This is a genomic window from Actinomadura sp. NPDC000600, assembly GCF_040492135.1.
Taxonomy (GTDB): domain Bacteria; phylum Actinomycetota; class Actinomycetes; order Streptosporangiales; family Streptosporangiaceae; genus Spirillospora.
Genome location: NZ_JBEUPD010000006.1, coordinates 218,368 through 237,000 on the forward strand (window position 1 = coordinate 218,368; position 18,633 = coordinate 237,000).

The 18,633-nt window shown below is 73.7% G+C and carries 15 protein-coding genes; 3 read left to right on the forward strand and 12 right to left on the reverse strand.

The window, feature by feature from the left end; genetic code table 11:
• Positions 1-47 precede the first annotated feature (47 nt).
• Positions 48-2,195, reverse strand: coding sequence for a (Fe-S)-binding protein (locus ABWI07_RS11830; RefSeq protein ID WP_353818528.1), 2,148 nt, complete (start codon positions 2,193-2,195; stop codon positions 48-50).
• Between the two features lie 286 nt (positions 2,196-2,481).
• On the opposite strand from ABWI07_RS11830, the gene ABWI07_RS11835 reads away from it, so the two are divergent.
• On the forward strand, positions 2,482-3,081 hold the full coding sequence (locus ABWI07_RS11835) for a TIGR03086 family metal-binding protein (RefSeq protein WP_149260480.1): 600 nt from the start codon (positions 2,482-2,484) through the stop codon (positions 3,079-3,081).
• Here ABWI07_RS11835 and ABWI07_RS11840 read toward each other — a convergent pair.
• Positions 3,078-3,728 carry a hypothetical protein gene (locus tag ABWI07_RS11840; RefSeq protein ID WP_353818529.1) on the reverse strand — a complete coding sequence of 217 codons (651 nt, stop codon included), beginning with the start codon at positions 3,726-3,728 and terminating at the stop codon, positions 3,078-3,080. The genes ABWI07_RS11835 and ABWI07_RS11840 overlap by 4 nt on opposite strands.
• 90 nt (positions 3,729-3,818) lie before the next feature.
• Positions 3,819-5,027, reverse strand: coding sequence for an acetyl-CoA C-acetyltransferase (locus tag ABWI07_RS11845; protein ID WP_149260482.1), 1,209 nt, complete (start codon positions 5,025-5,027; stop codon positions 3,819-3,821).
• A gap of 163 nt (positions 5,028-5,190) precedes the next feature.
• Between ABWI07_RS11845 and ABWI07_RS11850 the strand changes: the two genes are divergently transcribed.
• Complete coding sequence (locus ABWI07_RS11850; protein ID WP_149260483.1) at positions 5,191-6,732, forward strand: 3-hydroxyacyl-CoA dehydrogenase; 1,542 nt, start codon at positions 5,191-5,193, stop codon at positions 6,730-6,732.
• Between the two features lie 4 nt (positions 6,733-6,736).
• On the opposite strand, the gene ABWI07_RS11855 is transcribed toward ABWI07_RS11850, so the two are convergent.
• The 3 genes from ABWI07_RS11855 to ABWI07_RS11865 form a co-directional block, all read right to left on the reverse strand.
• Positions 6,737-7,813, reverse strand: coding sequence for a CU044_5270 family protein (locus ABWI07_RS11855; protein ID WP_353818530.1), 1,077 nt, complete (start codon positions 7,811-7,813; stop codon positions 6,737-6,739).
• Between the two features lie 2 nt (positions 7,814-7,815).
• Positions 7,816-8,385: an RNA polymerase sigma factor gene (locus ABWI07_RS11860; protein ID WP_235036930.1), complete on the reverse strand. Its 570-nt coding sequence runs from the start codon at positions 8,383-8,385 to the stop codon at positions 7,816-7,818.
• Between the two features lie 85 nt (positions 8,386-8,470).
• A complete protein-coding gene (locus ABWI07_RS11865) occupies positions 8,471-9,973 on the reverse strand; it encodes an MFS transporter (RefSeq protein ID WP_353818531.1) in 1,503 nt (500 codons plus the stop codon).
• A 111-nt stretch (positions 9,974-10,084) separates the two neighbouring features.
• On the opposite strand from ABWI07_RS11865, the gene ABWI07_RS11870 reads away from it, so the two are divergent.
• Complete coding sequence (locus ABWI07_RS11870; RefSeq protein WP_149260487.1) at positions 10,085-10,798, forward strand: TetR/AcrR family transcriptional regulator C-terminal domain-containing protein; 714 nt, start codon at positions 10,085-10,087, stop codon at positions 10,796-10,798.
• A 43-nt stretch (positions 10,799-10,841) separates the two neighbouring features.
• Here the strand turns inward: ABWI07_RS11870 and ABWI07_RS11875 are convergent, their stop codons facing one another.
• The 6 genes from ABWI07_RS11875 to ABWI07_RS11900 form a co-directional block, all read right to left on the reverse strand.
• Positions 10,842-12,068 carry a hypothetical protein gene (locus ABWI07_RS11875; RefSeq protein ID WP_149260488.1) on the reverse strand — a complete coding sequence of 409 codons (1,227 nt, stop codon included), beginning with the start codon at positions 12,066-12,068 and terminating at the stop codon, positions 10,842-10,844.
• Positions 12,065-12,703 carry an RNA polymerase sigma factor gene (locus ABWI07_RS11880; RefSeq protein ID WP_149260489.1) on the reverse strand — a complete coding sequence of 213 codons (639 nt, stop codon included), beginning with the start codon at positions 12,701-12,703 and terminating at the stop codon, positions 12,065-12,067. Before ABWI07_RS11880 ends, ABWI07_RS11875 begins: the two co-directional genes overlap by 4 nt.
• A gap of 135 nt (positions 12,704-12,838) precedes the next feature.
• Positions 12,839-14,005 (reverse strand): CU044_5270 family protein, encoded by a 1,167-nt coding sequence (locus ABWI07_RS11885; RefSeq protein WP_353818532.1) that lies wholly within the window; start codon positions 14,003-14,005, stop codon positions 12,839-12,841.
• On the reverse strand, positions 13,998-14,621 hold the full coding sequence (locus ABWI07_RS11890) for an RNA polymerase sigma factor (RefSeq protein WP_353818533.1): 624 nt from the start codon (positions 14,619-14,621) through the stop codon (positions 13,998-14,000). Before ABWI07_RS11890 ends, ABWI07_RS11885 begins: the two co-directional genes overlap by 8 nt.
• A 74-nt stretch (positions 14,622-14,695) precedes the next feature.
• The gene (locus ABWI07_RS11895) at positions 14,696-18,055 is read right to left on the reverse strand and encodes a S8 family serine peptidase (RefSeq protein ID WP_353818534.1); all 3,360 of its coding nucleotides are present in this window, start codon (positions 18,053-18,055) and stop codon (positions 14,696-14,698) included.
• A 197-nt stretch (positions 18,056-18,252) separates the two neighbouring features.
• Positions 18,253-18,624 (reverse strand): CU044_2847 family protein, encoded by a 372-nt coding sequence (locus ABWI07_RS11900; protein ID WP_353818535.1) that lies wholly within the window; start codon positions 18,622-18,624, stop codon positions 18,253-18,255.
• Positions 18,625-18,633: the final 9 nt, after the last annotated feature.

Consider the following 18,633-nt stretch of genomic DNA (forward strand, 5'->3'; position numbering starts at 1 on the left):
GGAAAGACCCCCGGACCGTGAGGCCCGGGGGTCTGATCCGTTCCGCGCTATTCGGCGGCGACCGCTTCCTTCTCGGGCGCGGTGCCCTCGCCCTTGATGGAGCGGATCAGGAGCTGGGAGACGTCGACGACCTCCAGCGACTCCTTGGCGTCGCCCGCGTTCTTCTTCTCGTTGATGGCGTCGCCCAGCATGACCAGGCAGAACGGGCACGCGGTGGAGACGGTGTCGGGGTCGGTCTCCAGCGCCTCGTCCACGCGCTCGGTGTTGATCCGCTTGCCGATGCGCTCCTCCATCCACATCCGGGCGCCGCCGGCGCCGCAGCAGAAGCCGCGGTCCTTGTGCCGGTGCATCTCCTGCGTCTTGACGCCGGGGACGGTCGCCATGATGTCGCGCGGCTGCTTGTAGACCTTGTTGTGGCGGCCGAGGAAGCAGGGGTCGTGGTAGGTGATGTTCTCCTCGATCGGCGTGACCGGGGTGAGCTTGCCTTCCTCGACGAGGTGCGCGAGCAGCTGGGTGTGGTGGACGACCTCGTAGTTCCCGCCGATCTGCGGGTACTCGTTGGCCAGGGTGTTGAAGCAGTGCGGGCAGGTCGCGACGATCTTCTTGACGCCCGCGTCGTTCAGCGTCTCGACGTTCTGCTGGCCGAGCATCTGGAAGACGAACTCCATGCCGAGGCGGCGGGCCGGGTCACCGGTGCACGCCTCCATGGGGCCGAGGACGGCGAACTTCACGCCCGCGATGTGCAGCAGCTCGGCGACGGCCTTGGTCGTCTTCTTGGCTCGGTCCTCCAGGGCGCCGGCGCAGCCGACCCAGAAGAGGTACTCGGTGTCCTCGGAGACCTTGTCGTCGACGACGTCGACCTCGAAGTCGAGCTCCTCGATCCACTCGAGGCGCTTCATCTCGGACATGCCCCACGGGTTGCCCTTGTTCTCGAGGTTCTTCAGCATGACGCCGGCCTCGGACGGGAACGAGGACTCGATCATGACCTGGAAGCGGCGCATGTCCAGGATGTGGTCGATGTGCTCGATGTCGACCGGGCACTGCTCGACGCACGCACCGCAGTTGGTGCAGGACCACAGGACGTCGGGGTGGATGACGCCGTCGTCGCCGACGAGGGCCTTGTCCACCTCCATGGCGAGCTTCTGCTCGTCGGTGAACTTCTGCTGCTGGTCCTCGGACGCCGTGAAGTAGGGCGCCTTGGCCAGCGCGTGGTCGCGCAGCTCCAGGACGAGCATCTTCGGCGACAGCGGCTTGCCGGTGTTCCAGGCGGGGCACTGCGACTGGCAGCGACCGCACTCGGTGCAGGTCGCCATGTCGAGGAAGCCCTTCCAGGTGAAGTCCTCGATCTTGCCGCGGCCGAAGACGTCCTCGTCGGGGTCGGCCTCCTCGAAGTCGAGCGGCTTGCCGCCCGACATCATCGGCTGCGCGGCGCCGAGGCCGTCCGGGCGGCGCTTGAACATGACGTTCAGCGGGGCCAGGAAGATGTGCAGGTGCTTGGAGTGGACGACGAAGACCAGGAAGACCAGCGCGACGCCGATGTGCAGCAGCAGGCCGACCGACTCCAGGACCTCCAGCGTGTGGTCGCTCAGCCCGTCGAACAGGTGCCCGACGGCGTAGGAGAAGTAGGCGCCCCTGCCGTAGTCGAGGTTGCCGCTGGCCCACTCCACGCCGCGGAAGAAGAACATCGTCCAGATCACGTTGAAGATCATGAAGAGCGTGATCCAGGCGCCGGACAGGTGCGAGCCCTTGAACCGGGACTTGCGGTCCAGCCGCTTCGGCGAGTTCTTGATCCGGATCGCGGTGAAGACGATCAGGCCGGCGGTGCAGGCGAGCGCGATCGTGTCCTGGACGAAGCCGATCGGCGGCCAGGTCTGCAGGCCCGGGACCTTGGCGTCCAGCCCGAACAGCAGCGCGACGGCCGCCTCCAGGTAGACCGTGATCAGCAGGATGAAGGCCCACATGACCGCGGCGTGCGAGACTCCGGCGAGCGTCCACTTCAGCAGCTTGCGCTGGCCGAGGACCTCGACGGCCTGGCCCTCCACCGCTTTGGCGGGCTCACGCTTGACCTGCAGCGTCCGCTGGGGGTCCGGCTGCCCGCTCTTGGCGATCGCGTACAGGAACAGCACTCGCCTCCCGGCGAGCGCCAGCGCGACCGCCGTTCCGGCGAGCCCGATGACCAACGTGATCCAGAACACTGTTCCGTCCTCCTGGGGTACGGGCGATGGCAGCCAGCGTAGGGCTCGCGTCAGACTGCTCTCCATCCGGGGCCCGAATACTACTCGGCAGTAGCTTACGCGTCACATCCCCTGGTCAGCACCATCTGTGCCGATTTCCGGACCGCCAAGGCCTTCGATCTCCGCCGCATACCCTCGCCAATACCCGCGCACCGATGAGTATCCGCCGGATCACGAGTCCATACCACGTGGCGGGACGCGTCCACCCGCGTCCCGTCCAGCGGTATCCGATACGGAGGGACTCCCGATGACCCCGATGCCCGACCTCGGCCCCGCCGCCCGGCGGATGGCAGGGCTGCTCGCCGACGTGCCCGACTCCCGGCTCACCGGGCCGACGCCCTGCGAGGGCATGTCGCTCGGCGCCCTCGTCGACCACGTGAACGGCCTGGCCCTGGCCTTCACCTGGGCGGCGAAGAAGGACTTCCCGGAGGGCCCGTCGCAGCCGCCGTCCGCCGACGCCGCCCGGCTCGACCCCGACTGGCGGGCCCGCGTCCCCGAGCGGCTCGACGCGCTCGCGGCGGCCTGGCGCTCCCCGGACGCGTGGCAGGGCATGACCCAGGCCGGCGGCGTCGACCTCCCCGGCGACCAGGCCGGCAACGTGGCGATGAACGAGCTGATCGTGCACGGCTGGGACGTCTCCCGCGCCACCGGCCGCCCCTACGACGTCGGCAAGGAGGAGATCGAGGCGTGCCTGGCCTTCGTCGCCCCGGCCGTCGAGCAGAGCGGCGGCCAGGGCATCCCGGGCCTGTTCGGACCGGCCGTCGACGCGGGAGCGGACGCGTCCGCGCTGGACCGCCTCATCGCCATGACCGGCCGGGACCCGTCCTGGACGGCGGAGCGGAGCTAGTCCTCCGAGGGCTCCGAGACCTGCACGAGAAGGTCGTGGACGAAGTACGCCTCCATCGGCCGCCCGTCGAGCTGGAACGGCACGACGTGGTAGTAGGCGTAAGGACTCCGCGTGGGCTCCCAGCCGAAGAACGCCTCGGCCTCCGGCCTCAGGACCGACCAGGGGCGCATGCCGTCCGCCGACCGCATCGGCTCACCCGCCCGGCGCACGAACCGGCGGTCGAGGACGTAGTCGCCGGTCTCGGTGTCCAGGCTGGTGTGCTCCAGCCAGAAGTCGGGCCAGAGCGGGAGGGCGAACCGGTGCCGGGAGGGGCCGCCGCCGACCGGATCGCCCAGGACCGCCGCCAGGTCCTTGATCTTCGGCGCCTCCATGGCGGCCCACCGGCCGGCCTCCTCCACCAGGCCGGCCGGCGGGTCGTCATACGGGGCCGGCGGTTCCGGGAGCGCCTCGGGGGCGATGCCGCGCATGTCGCGGAGCACGGAGAGCTGGTAGCCCTCCACGGTCATCGAGCGCGGGGGACGCGGCTCGGGGTCGGCGAACCGCTCGCACGACCAGCACCACCAGGGCTCGGGGCGGCCCATGCAGTCGCCCGTGTAGTAGACCTCACGGCTCTCGTGCCGCCGGTACGGCCCGTCGTCGACGGGCATACCGGCCACCACGGGGACCAGCGGGCCGTCACACCGTTCGCACCTCGGGTTCATGGCCCTTCAGACGCCGGCGGCCCCCGCGGTGTTCGGTCAGACCCGCTCGAAGATCGCGGCGAGGCCCTGGCCGCCGCCGATGCACATCGTCTCCAGGCCGTAGCGGGCCTCGCGGCGGTCCATCTCGCGGGCGAGGGTGGCGAGGACGCGGGCGCCGGTCGCGCCGACGGGGTGGCCGAGGGAGATGCCGGAGCCGTGCACGTTGACGCGGTCCCAGTCGGCGTCCTTCAGGCCCCATTCGCGGGTGACGGCGAGGACCTGCGCGGCGAACGCCTCGTTCAGCTCGATGAGGTCGATGTCGGCGAGGGCGAGGCCGGCGGCGTCCAGGGCCTTGGCGGTGGCCGGGACCGGACCGATCCCCATCGTCTCGGGCGGCACCCCGGCGCGGGCCCACGAGACGAGCCGGACGAGGGGCCGCAGGCCCAGCTCGGCGGCGCGTTCGGGGGTGGTGACGACGCAGGCGGCGGCCGCGTCGTTCTGGCCGCTGGCGTTGCCCGCCGTGACGGTGGCCTCGGGGTCCTTCCTGCCGAGGACGGGACGCAGCTTCGCCAGGCCCTCGACCGTCGTGTCGGGACGCGGGTGCTCGTCGGTGTCGACGACCGTGTCCCCCTTCCGCGACCGGACGGTCACCGGGACGATCTCCTCGGCGAACACCCCCGACCGCTGGGCGGCCACCGCGCGCTGGTGGGAGCGGACGGCCAGCTCGTCCTGCTCCTGGCGCCCGATGCCGTACTCGCGGCGCAGGTTCTCGGCGGTCTCCAGCATCCCGCCCGGAACGGGGTGGTTGACGCCCCCGGCGGTCACCCGGCCCTGCGCGAGCGCGTCGTGCAGTTCCAGGGACGGCCCGCGCACGCCCCAGCGCGCCGCCGTCGTGTAGAAGGGCGCGCCGCTCATGCTCTCCGCCCCGCCCGCGATGATCACGTCGCTGACCCCGGTCTGGATCTGCATGGCGGCGTTGACGACGGCCTGGAGCCCGGACCCGCACCGCCGGTCGAGCTGGCTGCCGCCGACCGTGACGGGCAGCCCGGCGTCCAGCGCGGCGACGCGTCCGATGGCGGGGGCGTCGGAGGTGGGGTAGCAGTGCCCGAGGATCACCTCGTCGACCGCGTCCCCCGGCAGGCCGGTGCGCTCGACCAGGGCGCGGACGACGGTGGCGGCGAGCTCGGCGGACGTGACGGTCTTGAGCGCCCCGCCGAACCGGCCGATGGGGGTACGCAGCGGTTCGCAGATCACCGCGTCGCGCATGGTGGGCTCCTCGGGACGGGGGTCGCGGGCACTTCGCAGGGTACGGCCCCCGCCCTGGAGGGCGGCGTCCGGGCTCGCGTCCCGCGGAGGGTTGAATGCTGGTACCCATGGCGGTGGCGAACCGGGACGTGGGCCGGAGGGCCGGACGAGTGCGGGAGGCGACGTGGAGCAGTGGGCGGGCCGGGCGACGACGATCCGGGTGATCGGGGCCGGGGCGATGGGGCGCGGGATCGCGCAGCTCGCCGCGGCGGGCGGGCTGACCGTGGAGCTGGCCGACATCCGGACGGAGGCCGTGATGGAGGCGGCCGAGTACGTCTGCGGCATGTTCGACCGGCTCGCCGCGAAGGGGCGCATGACGGCGGACGAGGCGGAGGCGGCGAAGGGGCGGCTCCGGCCGGTCGGCGAGCCGCTCACCCCGTTCCAGGACTGCGACCTCGTCGTGGAGGCCGTCCGGGAGGACATGGAGACCAAGCGGGAGCTGTTCCGGTCGCTGGAGAAGGTCTGCCCGGCGCACACGGTCCTCGCCACCAACACCAGCTCGCTGCCGGTGACGGCGATCGCCGCCGCGCTGGAGGACCCGTCCCGGGTGGCGGGGCTGCACTTCTTCAACCCGGTGCCGCTGATGCGGGTCGTCGAGGTGATCCCGGGGGCGCGCACGGCCGAGTGGATCCCGGACGCGCTCGCCGACCTCGTGAGGCGCCTCGGCCACACGCCCGTCCTCGCACCGGACGCGCCCGGCTTCCTCGTCAACCACGCCGGGCGCGGCCTGGTGACGGAGGCACTGCAGATCCTGTCCGAGGGCGTCGCCGAACCGGTGGACATCGACCGGATCGCCCGCGACGTGCTCGGCCTGAAGATGGGGCCGTGCGAGCTGCTCGACCTGACCGGGATGGACGTGTCGCACCCGGTGATGGAGTCCATCTGGACGGGCTTCTACACCGAGCCGCGGTTCCGCCCGTCCAGGATCGGCCGGGCCCGCATGGAGGCCGGGCTCCTCGGACGCAAGACCGGCGAGGGCTTCTACAAGTACGTGGACGGTGTGAAGCAGGAGCCCGCCGAGGCCGGTGCCCCGGCCACCGACTTCCGGCCCGTCTGGTTCCAGGAACCGCAGCACCGCGAGACGCTGGGCATGCTGCTGTCCGAGGCCGGCGTGGAGGTCGAGGCGGACGAGGAGCCGTCCGAGGAGGCCGTCCTGCTGGTCGAGGCCACGGCGGACATGAGCGTCGCCGAGCAGGTCGCCAACGGCCTCCCCGGAGAGCGGACCCTCGGGATCGACGGGTTCTTCGGGTTCTTCGGCCGGATCACCCTCACCGTGCAGCCCGCGCTCGACCCGGAGGCGGGCCGCGCGGCGCTCGCCGCCCTGCTCGCCACGGGACGGCCGGTGACCGTCGTGCGGGACGCGCCCGTCGCCGTCGCGCCGCGGCTGCTGGCGTCGATCGTCAACGTGGGCTGCGGCATCGCCGAGCAGCGGCTGGCCAGTCCCGCCGACATCGACACCGCCGTCCGGCTCGGGCTCGGCTACCCGCGCGGACCGCTGGAGTGGGGCGACCACGTGGGCGCCGAGCGCGTGTTCGAGGTCCTGGTCCACATGCACGAGTCGACCGGCGACCCGCGCTACCGTCCGAGCGCCTGGCTGGACGAGCGGGTGTCGCTCGGCCTGCCCCTCACCGAGACCGGGACCGCACCGTCCGACCTGCTCGGCTAGCGCCTCAGCCGGTCGGCTCGACGGGGTAGGCGGGGACCTCGTCCGTCCAGCCGTAGGAGACGAGCGCGCTGTAGGAGAAGACCGTGCCGGGCCTGGTGCCGCGCGCCGCCCTGCCCGGCTTCACCATCACGGACTCCTGGGCGAGGAGCCGCCCGCTCGCCGGGTCGATCACCAGCCGCTCCTCCACGACGGTGTCGCCCGTGCGGACCTGCCGGGCGACGCCGTCGCCGCGCCGGCCGAGCGGGTCGGTGACGGGCCCGAGGGTGCGGATGCCCGGCGAATCGGCGAGCAGCCGGTAGACCGCGGCGCGCACCTGCGGCCGCACCGGCGCCGCGCCGATCTTCTGCGCGTTGCTCATCAGCCATTCGGCGGAGTCGACACGGCCCGGGACCTGTTCGAGGGCCCGGTCCAGGAACCGCCGGAGCCGCTGCGGGTCGGCGGGCAGTCTCCGCACGTCGGGTGCCGTGGCGCCCTCCCAGTCGGCGAGCCGGAACGCCTCTCCGCCCTTGACCTTCGACCTCGTCCAGGGGGTGGCGCCGCCCGCCGACGACCCGGTGCGGTGCGGCGACGGCTCGCCGGACGCACCGGGCCCAGGAGACATGACGGGGCCGCCGGAGGGCGCGGGGCCGAGGTCGCGGCTGCTGACCCGGCGCCCGCCGACCCATGCGTGCTTGCCGGGCCCGGCGTCCCAGAGGCCGATCTCCCGGACGGAGTAGTACTCGCGATCGCCGACGATCACGTGGCCGCCCTCCCTGGTGACGGCCGACCAGTACCGTCCGCGACCGGCCGGGGCGCCCTCCGCCTTGGTCGCCGCCGCCAGCAGCACGGTGCGGGCCGACCCCGGGGGCTGGTCGGGCGCCCGGGGCGTCGTGCCGGACGACAGCACGACGGCGCCCGCGGCCGCGGCGGCCGCCACGGCGAGCCCGAATCCGCCGAGGGCGAGCCGGGGCGTCCGGAACGTGCGCCGGGGCGCCCGCCGGGGCGAGCGGATCTCGCGCTCCAGCCGGGCCCGGCCGCGCGCCGCCGCGCCCTCCTCCGGCCGCTCGTCCAGCATCGTGGCGATCATCTGGAGTTCGTCCATGGTCAGGTTCCTTCCGTGTCGAGCGCGGCGCGCAGCTTCCCGCGCGCACGGTTGAGACGGGAGCCGACGGTCCCGTAGGGGACGCCGAGCGCCTCGGCGACCTCGGCGTGGGTGAGGCCGCTGAGCGCGACGAGCAGCACCACGTCGCGGTCCTTGCGGGACAGCCCGCCGAGGGCCCGGGCGAGCCGCGGCTGCATCCCCTCGGCGGTCACCCGCGCGGCCACGCGGTCCTCGTGGCCGCCGGGGTCGCGGTCCGCGCCGACCTTGGCGAGCGCCCGGTAGCGGCGGGTCTCGGCGCGGCGGTGCTGGGCGATCAGGTTGGTCGCGATCCCGAACAGCCAGGGCCGGACGGTGCCGCGCGCCGGATCGAAGGCGGCGCGGCGGCGGAACGCGGCGAGGAACGTCTCGGCGACCACGTCGTCGGCGGTCTGCGGGCCGAGCCGTCCGGCGACGTAGCGGTGGACGTCGGCGAAGTGGCGGTCGTAGACGGCGGTGAAGCGGTCGCCGTCGCGGACGGACGAGGCGAGCAGCGCCTCGTCGTCCACCCGTTCGGTCTCGGTCGGGGCGGTCACTCGTCCGCCCCTTGTGCGGGGTCCGGCATGGGCACCTCCGGGGGGATGGTCGTCATCCTTACTCCGCCGTTCCCCGGATCCGCTTTCACGCCGATTCGGGGACCTTCTCCGGCCGGGCGCCTCCGGCGGACGTCGCGGCGCCGCGCAGCACGAGGGCCGCGAAGAGGGCGGTGGCAAGCATGACGCCGGAGGCCGCCAGGGAGCCCACGGAGACGGCGTGGGCGAAGGCGTCCTTCGCGGCGTCCGCGAGGCCGGGGTCGCCGACCCCGAGGGCTTCGCCGAGGGAGCGGCGGGCGGCGGCGGGGGCGGAGTCCGGCAGGCCGCGGGCGTAGGCGGCGGAGACGACGCTGCCGAGGACGGCGACGCCGAGCGCGCTGCCGAGCTCCTGCCCGGCATCGTTCACCGCCGAGCCGACCCCGGCCTCCTCGACCGGGACGGCGGCCATGAGCGTGCTGTAGGCGGGCGGTGCGCCGAGTCCCGCGCCGAAGCCGATGACGACGAGCCCGGTCGCGAGCGCGGCGTAGCCGTCGTCCGGTCCGGTCAGCCCGAGGGCCAGGAACCCTGCCGCGAGGACGGAGAACCCGGCGACGAGCGCGGGGCGGGCGCCGAAACGCGACTCCAGCGACGCGCCGAGGCCGTTGCCCGCGGCGGCGGACACGGCGACGGGCAGCAGCGCGAGCCCGGCCTTGAGGGGCCCGTAGCCGTGCACGAACTGGAGCAGCTGGGTCAGGGCGAACAGCGTCCCGGACAGCGCGAACCCGAACAGCGAAATCATGGCGGCGGCCCCGGAGAAGGCGCGGTCGCGCAGCAGGCGCAGGTCGAGCATCGGTTCCGGGTTGCGGTGCTGCCAGGCGGCGAACAGGGCGAGCGCGGCGGCGCCGACGGCCAGCCCGCCGAGCACGCGGGCGCCGGTCCAGCCGTGCGCGGGGCCGGAGATGACCGCCCACACCAGCGCCGACATGCCGACCGTGGACAGCACGGCGCCGGGCACGTCCGCGCGGCGGCGCGGCCCGCGCGACTCGGGGACGACGGCCAGCAGCCCGGCGACGGCGGCCGCGGCGACGGGCACGTTCACCAGGAAGACCGAGCCCCACCAGAAGTGCTCCAGCAGGACCCCGCCGAGCGTCGGTCCGGCGGCGAGCCCGGCCATGGACGTCGCGCCCCAGATGGCGAACGCCTTGGCACGCTCGTCCGGGCCGAAGACCTGCGCCATGATCGACAACGTCCCCGGCATGAGGAACGCGCCTCCCACTCCCATCAGCGCCCGCATCGCCACGAGCTGGGCGGGGCCCTCCGCGAAGGCGGCCAGCAGGGACCCGGTGCCGAACAGCGCGAAGCCGATCAGCATCGCGCGGCGGCGCCCGTGCCGGTCGCCGAGGCCGCCCGCCGTGATCAGCAGCCCCGCGAAGACCAGCGAGTAGGCGTCGATCACCCATTGGACGTCGGACGTGGTGGCGTCCAGGTCCCGCAGCAGGGACGGGATCGCCACGTTGAGGACCGTGTTGTCGACCACGACGACGAACAGGCTGAGGCACAGCACGCCGAGGATCTGCCAGCGCCGCGAATGCGGGGACGGCGGCTCGCTCATGGTCACTCCCTGGTTTCTCGTACAGCGTTCGAGTTAGCTCGCACACTGTACGACTTGCCTCGTACGGTGTTCAAGTCCCGGTACTGTGTACGAGAGAGGGAGGATGTGCCGATGGCCGACAAGAGCAGGGCGCCGTCCGTCTGGATGCGGCCGGAGCGCGCGCGACGCGCCCAGCCCGCCCTCAGCCGGGATCAGATCGTCGACGCCGCGCTCGATCTGCTGGACGCCGAGGGGCTGGACGGCCTCAGCATGCGCCGCCTCGGCACCCGGCTGAACTCGGGCGCGACGTCGGTGTACTGGCACGTCGCGAACAAGGACGAGCTGCTGGAGCTCGCCCTCGACCGGGTCATGGCCGAGGTGGCCGTCCCGTCGGGCGGCGGCTGGCGGGCCGCCGCGACCGGCTACGCGCGCGGCCTCCGCGCGATGATCCACCGGCATCCGTGGACGGTGACGCTGTTCGGCAGCCGCCCGATGATCGGCCCGAACTCGACCCGCGTCCTGGACGAGGTCCTCGCCGCGTTCCGCGCCGCCGGGTTCACCGGGTTCGACCTCGAGTACGCCTGGTCCGCGGTGGTCGACTACGTCATCGGCGCGGCCGGCAGCGAGGCGAGCTGGCAGCGCAGCCAGCCCGGCACGTCCGCCGCCGAATGGGTCGAGAACCTCGGGCCCTACCTGAACCGGCTGGACGAGGAGCGCCCCGGCCTCGCGTCCCACATCCGGGAGATCTGGATGAAGGAGACCGGCGACGTCCTGGAGGGCCGCTTCGCCTTCGGGCTCGACTGCGTCCTCGACGGCCTGGAAGCGCGCAGGCCCCCCGCCCGGTAGCGGACGGGAGGCCCGCGGCGGCGGAGGGCGGGTCGGGAGCGGGTCAGAAGGGCAGCTCCGCGGGCGGCTTCGGCCTGGTGTCCGTCCAGCGCGGCGAGCGGTCGGCCTCGTAGGAGATGACGAAGCCCGGCTTCATCTCCGCGTACGGGCCGCCCGGTTCGGTCAGCTGGTCCTCCAGGGCCAGCAGCGCGCCCGTGCGCTCGTCGAAGACGATCACGTTGCGGGAGCGGTACGTCCCCTGCTGGGCCTTCGGCGTACCGAACTCACCGGTCTCCGTGATGGCCCAGTCGGGCGTGGCCAGCGCGACCCCCCGGCGCCCCAGCGGGTCGGTCACGCGGCCGATCGCGCGGATGCCCGGCTGCGCGGCCAGTGCCTTGATCAGACCTGACCGGACCTTCGACGACACCGGGGCGGACAGCAGCGTCGACGTCCGGCGCATCTGCAGGCGGGGGATGACACCCTCCTTGAGCTTCTTGCCCCCCGACCCATTCGGGTTCACCGCCCGCTCCATCTCCGCGGGGCTGAGGATCTCGGCGAGCTCGGCCGGGTCGGTCGGCAGGTTCCGCAGATCTCCCAGCGAGGCCCCGCCGCTGCCCAAGCCGTAGAACCTCCCGCCGCCCTTCGGGTCGACGCCCACGTTGGGACCGTTCACCCGCCACTTCGTCGCCTTGGTGGTGTAGGTGTGGTAGGCGTCGCCCGACCAGACGCGGATGGACGACGGCGAACCGGCCCTGCGCCACAGCGCCTCGTCCCGCGGGGTCTGCGGGCGGGCGGGGAGGTCGCGGTCGTAGTACGCCTCGCCCATCCCCTTCCTGGCACCGGCCCAGTGGAACATCTCGCTGTGCGCGCCGAAGATCGCGTACGTGCCCGTCTTCGCCCGCACGACGTAGGCCTGGCCGCTGATCCTTTCGGCGGACCAGTAGTTGCCGGTCGGCTGCTCGGCGGCCCTGTCCGCCGCCACGAGCACCGCCTGCTTGTTCAGGTCGACGGCCCCGGGAGGCGTGCCGGGCGACGAACCCGGCGAGCCCTGGCCGGTGGCCACGATGGCGACGGCCGCGGCGGCGCCGGCCGCGACCAGCCCCACCCCCAACCGGACCGGCCACCCGAAGCGCCGCAAGCCCGTCCGGGGCGACCGCAGGCGCCCGCCGCCCGATGCCATCGCGTCCTCCAGCATCGCCAGCGCCCGCGCCGAAGCGTCCGCCGACGGGGGCGGCGGCTCGCCCAGCAGCCGCCGGACCCGGGCTTTCTCGTTCATGTCGGTCTCGTTCACGCGGGCTTCTCCTCAACGATCAGCGCGGGATGGGTTCCGCCGAGCGACTCCCTCAGGCGGCGCCGGGCACGGTGCAGCCGGGACGCGACGGTGCCGGTCTTGAGGCCGAGCGCCTGCCCGACCTCCTCGTAGGTCAGGTCGGCCAGCGCCACCAGCAGCAGGACGTCCCGGTCCCCGCGCGGCAGCCGGGCCAGCGCGGCGGCGAGGTCCTCGCCCGCGCCGCCGGCCGTGACGCGCGCGGTGACCAGGTCCTCGTGCCCGTCCTGGACGTGCTCGGCGGGCGTGCGCGCCAGCGCCCGGTAGCGGCGGCCCTCCGCGCGCCGGTGCAGCCCGATCAGCCGGGTCGCGATCCCGTACAGCCACGGGCGGACCGACCCCCGGTCGGGGTCGAACCGGCCGCGCTTGTTGAACGCGGCGAGGAAGGTCTCCGCGGCGATGTCGTCCGCCGCGTCGACGCCGAGGCGCCGCGCCGCGTACCCGTGGATCGCGGCGAAGTGGCGGTGGAAGATCTCCGCGAACGCGGCGGGCTCGCGCCGCGACCGGACGATCGCCGCCGCGTCGGAGGCGTCGGCGCCGGACGCGGCCGGCGCCGCGCCGCGCCGCGCCCCGGGATCCGGCGGGGGGTGAGAGGCCATGAAGGTGATCCTCGTCGTCGGGGGGAGTTCTCGGTCATCCCGCTCTCAACCGATCCCCGGATCCCCCTTCACGCGGAAGCGCCCCCCGCCCGGACGTCGGGCGGGGGGCGCGGGGGTCCTGCGCGGCGCGGCCGCTCAGAAGGGCAGCTTCGCGGGCGGCCTCGGCACGGTGTCCGTCCACCCCGTGTCCCGGACGACCCAGTAGTTGATCACGAACCCGGGGGGCTGCTCCCGGTAGGCGCCGCCGGGCACGGTCAGCACGTCCTGCTCGGCGAGCAGCTCACCGGTCGCCTTGTCGAAGACGAGCTCCGACCGCGACCGGTACTCCCCCCGCTCCTGCGGAGGCGCGCCGAACTCCCCGTCCACCTTCGCCACCGGGTTGTCGACGGCCAGCGCGACGCCGGTCCGCCCGAGCGGGTCGGTCGCGGCGCCGAGCGACCGGACGCCGGGCTGCGCGGCCAGCGCCCGCATCAGCCCCGCGCGGACCCGGGGCGGCAGCGGGACGTCCTCCAGCAGCGACGCGGTCACTCCGAGCCAGCGCGACGCGGGCAACGCGGGCGAGGCCCCCTTGGCCCGCCTGGCGATCAACCGGTCCCTCGGCGTGTCCAGCGTGAAGAACATCCTGGCCAGCGCGTCAGGATCGTCCGGCAGGTTCTGGATCTCCTCGACGGTCAGCTCCTTGCCGCCGGTCCCCTGGACGTAGAACCTCCCGCCGCCCTCGCCGTCGGGATCGTCCGTCTCCCACTTCGTCGCCTTCTGGGCGTAGGTCCAGTAGTGGTCGTTCGACCAGACCCTGAACTCCTTCGGCGAGCCGGCGCGCCGCCACGCCGCCGCGTCCCGCTCCGTGAGCGGCCTGGCGGGCAGGTCCCGGCCGTAGCCCACGTTCCCGCCGCCCCGTTCGGCCGCCGACCAGAAGAACGTCTCGCTGTGCGCGCCGACGATCGCGTACGCGCCGGTCTTCGGCCGCATGATGTACGACTGGCCCTGGATCTGGTCGGAGAACCAGTACTTGCCGGTCGGCTGCGCGGCGGCCTTCTCCGCCGCCGCGAGCACGGCCTGCCGGCCGAGGTCGACGGCGGGCGCGGGCGGCGCGGGCGACCCGGATCCGGTCACCGTCACCGCGACGGCCACGGCCGCGCCGGAGGCGACCACGCCGAGCCCCGCCTTGAACCGCCATCCGAGACGGACGCGGCGGCGGGACGCCGGCTCCTGGAACATCCGGGCGCGGGCCTCGGTCATCTCCCGCAGCGTCGGCGGGGCGGGCTCCCCGTACGCCTCGCTGATCGCGCGCAGCTCATCCATGGTCGTCCTCCAGATCACGCGTCGGGTCGGTGCCGCCGAGCGCCTCGCGCACCTTCTTCCTGGCCCTGCTGAGCCGCGACCCGACCGTCCCGTACGGGACGTCCAGGGCGGCGGCGACCTCCTCGTGGGTGAGGTCGGCGAGCGCGACGAGCAGCAGCACGTCCCGTTCGCCCGCGGAGAGCCCGGCGATCGCCCCGGCCAGCCGGCCGCGCAGGCCCTGCGCGCTGACCCGGGCGTCCACCCGGTCGGCGTGCCCGGCCTCGTCCTGGACGGGGCCGAGCCGCGCCCGCGCCCGCAGGCCGCGCACCTCGCCGCGCCGGTGCTTGCTGATCACGTTGGTCGCGATGCCGTAGAGCCAGGTCCGGACGGCGGCGCGGGACGCGTCGTAGCGCCCCCGCACGCGGAACGCCTCCAGGAAGGTCTGCGCGGCGATGTCGGACGCGGCGTCCGGCCCGAGCCGCTTGGCCGCGTACCCGTGGATCTCGGTGAAGTAGGCGTCGAAGATCTCGCCGAACCGTTCGGGGTCGCGCAGGGACATCCGCATGACGCCGGAGTGGTCGGCCCGCCCCGGACCCCCGTCCCGGGGCGGGTCTGCGGTGAGGGGTTCCCCTGTCATGTGCTGCCTTTCCGTGGCGCGGGCGGCGGTCACTGACGTATCACCCGGAGCCCCTCACCGCTTTCACGACACGGCTACCGGACGCGGTAGGCGCGGATGACCCGCTGGTCGACGCCGCTGCCGCCCGCGTCCTTCGCGCTGACGCGCAGCGAGACCGCCTGCCCCTCGACCGGCGCCGGGAGCGGGGCGCTGAACCGCCCGCCGCCGAGGGCCTTCACCCGGGCCTCCTGCCAGGTCGCGCCGTCGTCCACCGACGTCCAGAACCGCAGCCCGGTGATCGCGGCCTTGCCGGAGCCCGCCATCCGCGCGGCGGTGAGCACGGCGGGCCTCCCGGACGGCTGGTTGCGCAGGTCGAGGTTCAGGTCGTAGTCGACGAGGAGGAGCGGCAGGTTGGCGCTCTCGTGGCCGCCCGGCGCGCCGGAGCGGAACGTCCAGGACGTCGAGGTGCGGATCGACACCGGGACGACGGCCGACGCGTCGTTCTCGTACGTCAGCCGGTACCCCGCCTCTTCGGCCGGGACGGTGAACTCGCCGAACGGCCCGTTCCTCTCGCCGATCTTCTTGGCCCCCGCGAACAGCGCCATGCGCCCCTTCACCTCGTGCATGGCGCAGTCGAAGCCGTCCGAACGGGTCTGGAGGTCGACGAGCGCGACGCGCATGCTCTGCCCGGTGCGGGCCGCGGGGTAGCGGGCGCAGCCGCTGGGCGTGACGCCGGTCCCCGAGTACGGGCCGGGGCGCAGCGGCTGGCGGCCCCAGCGCTCGGAGACCCGCCCGCCCGGCTTCAGTTCGCCGAACGGCCCCTGGTCCACCCAGAAGTCCTCACCGAACTTGACGAACCCCTCGTCCCCCCACAGCAGGCCGGAGCCGGTCGAGACGTAGTCGGTCCGGGACGTTCCGGGCTTGACGTCCCCGTTCGCCTCGAACATCAGCAGGCCCTCCGGGCTGATGCCGTAGCGCTTCTCGCCCATGGGGATGCCCGCGTCCCCGTCGAACGCGGCGAACCGCTGGTCGACGCGGGCCATCCGCTTGACCTCGGCGGGGGTGACGACGTGCGTCAGGTCGGCGGGGACTCCGTTGCCCAGGGGGTGCAGGACGTCGTAGACCGTGCCGGGCGCGCTCAGCCGGTGGTTGGTGTACGCGCGGAACGTCCCGGTCTCCACGCCGTCCATCCGCTGGGCGTACACGGGCGCCTTCGCGGGATCGAAGGAGTAGGCGCTGAACCACCACAGCCCCTGCCCTGCGTCGCGGACCATGTCCGCCGACAGCATCGACTGCTGGGTCTCGACGCCTTCCACGCGCGCGCCGACCTTGACGGCGGCGGCGCCGTCGAGCGTGACGGTCGTGGGCCCGTCGACCGCCACCTCTGGGTCTCCGGCCAGCGCCGAACGCCAGTCGCCGGTGTCGTCCACGTTGCCGAGGACCGCGTAGCGGCCGTCGGGGACGCGGACCTTCGCCGTCCCGGTGGCGTCGACCCACTGGGAGAACAGCGCCATGTCGGCCAGGTTGACCACGGTGGCGGAGGCGGAGAAGTCCGCCGGGTCGGTGCCCGGCAAGGGGGTGGCCTTGATCGTGAGGTCGTGCGACGAAGGCTCGACGTAGAACGTGACGGGCGTTTCGAGGGTTGCGCCGCCGCCCGTCGCCGTCACCACGGCCGTGTACAGGCCGGGACGGCCGGCGAGCTTGGCCGCGTCCACGGTCAGGGCCGCCTGGCCGGTGCCGCCCGCCGGGACGTCCACGCCGGACGGGACGCTCGCCGCGCCGCCCGCCGCGCGCCCGCGACGGTCGACGACCTTCACGCTCAACCGCATGCGGACGGGACGGGGGGCCTGGGACGTCCAGCCGAGCTTCGCGGACAGCGCCTTGTGCTCGGGGAACCGCGACGTGCCGAGATCGACGATGCTCTGCGCGGCGAGGACGGGGCTCTTCGCGGCCTCGCCCGCGTCGAGGCGTCCGGCCCCGCGCTCGAAGGCGTCACCGCCGGTCGCCGGGTCGGCCGTCCCGACGAGGGCGGCCTTGAGGCGGGAGGGGCCCCAGTCCGGGTGCTTCGCGGCGAGCAGCGCGGCGGCGCCGGCGACATGCGGCGTGGCCATCGACGTCCCGGACGCCTTGGTGTAGCGGGCACCGGTCGGGGTGCCCATGGCCGTTCCCTCGGCACGGGCCGCGATGATGTCGACGCCCGGCGCGACGATCTCCGGCTTGGCGACGTGCCCGCGCGGTCCCCGGCTGGAGAACTCGGCGAGGCGGTCGCGGGCGTCGACGGCACCGACGGTCAGCGCGGCGTCGGCCGTACCGGGCGTGCCGACCGACCCGACCAGGCCTTCGTTGCCCGCCGCGACGACGAACAGCGTCCCGTGCCGCTTCGTGAGGTCGTTCAGGGCCAGCGAGAGGGGATCGGCGCCGTCGGTGGGGACGCCGCCGAGGCTCATGTTGACGACGTCGGCGCGCGGCGCGGCCCACTCCATCCCGGCGATCACGCTGGAGTCGGTGCCGGAGCCCTCGTCGTCCAGGACCTTGCCGATCAGCAGGTCCGCCTGCGGGGCGACGCCCCGGCGCTCCCCGTGGGAGGCGGCGCCCGTTCCGGCGACGGTCGAGGCGACGTGCGTGCCGTGTCCGACCCGGTCGGCGGTGTCGGGCGACTCGGAGAAGTTCTTCGTCTGGGTGATGCGCCCCTTGAGGTCGGGGTGCCCGGCGTCCACACCCGTGTCGAGGACGGCGACCTTCGCGCCCTCGCCGGTGTACCCGGCGCTCCAGGCCGCGGGCGCGCCGATCTGCCGCAGGTTGGAGTCCAGCCGGTGGGCGGCGGGGGCCCGGGGCGCGGCGAGCGCACCGGGCGCCGTGGTGAAGCGCGCCTTGACCTTGCCGTCCAGCCAGATGTGCCGGATCCCGCCGGTGGCCTTGACCGACGGCATCCCGGCCAGCGCGCCGCCGAGCCGCGGCGCGTCGCCCTTGGGCTGCCGGACGGCGGTGGCGCCGATGCTCGGGAGCTCCCGCGTCGTGCTGAGCGTCCCACCGAGCGCCTTGCGGGGGCTCGTCCCCGCGGACCGCTGCACGATCAGCGGCAGGTCGCCGCTGCGGGCGTCGTCGTAGCCCTGCGCGATCAGCGCGGTGACGTCGAACAGCTCGGGGTCGATCACCCGGCCGACCAGCCCGGCGACGTCGACCGGGGTGACGACGACGTGCCCGTCCGGGCGGACCTCCTTGCGGAAGGAGTGCTCCTCCCGGCCGGGCGCCGGCGTCACCGACACCAGCGGGGGCCTGCCCTTGATCGTCCGGACGGCGACCACGTCCCCGGTGAGCAAGGTCACCTTCCATGAGCCGCCGGGGTCCAGGCCGCCCGCCGGCGGTGCCGCGTGGGCGGGCGGGGGGACCGCGGCCAGCGTCCCGGCCGCGAGCAGGATGCCGAGCAGGGCCCGGCTCCGGCGTCTGTGCGTCATCGAGTCTCCTCTGCCATGGCCGTCCCGGAACGGACGGTCTCCATTGATCAGCCGAAGCGACTGATCGACTTCACGGCAGAGCCCCCGATCGATCCGGCCTCGTCCCGATGCCGGGGACCGCACGCCTCATGGGCGGCGGACGGCCGCCCCCGCGAGACCGGCGCCGAACTGCCGATGGCCGCGGGGCGATGACCTGGTCAGGTGTCCCGATGTTCTGGTGCGGACCATTCCGCGGTGACCTGGAAATGGGCTTCGGACGCCGTTTTGGCGATCATCATGTCGGCCTCTCCGGACACCTTGATGCCAAAAGTGATCTCCAACCTGGCGGGCGGGTCCTCGACGGCGCGCAACTCCCGGGCGATGCCCTCCACCGCGGGAACGACGCCGGAGATGGCGTCCTGCAGTCTCGCCCCCGCGGTCTCCAGCACCCGGCCGGTCCGGCCGACCTGCCGGATCTCCTCACGCTCGGAGGGATCGACCTCGACGGCCAGGTGACCGCCGCCTTCCAATGGGATATCCAGATGGGTCACATTCGGCAGCGTACGCCATTCCAGGTCATGATGATTCATTTATCGTTG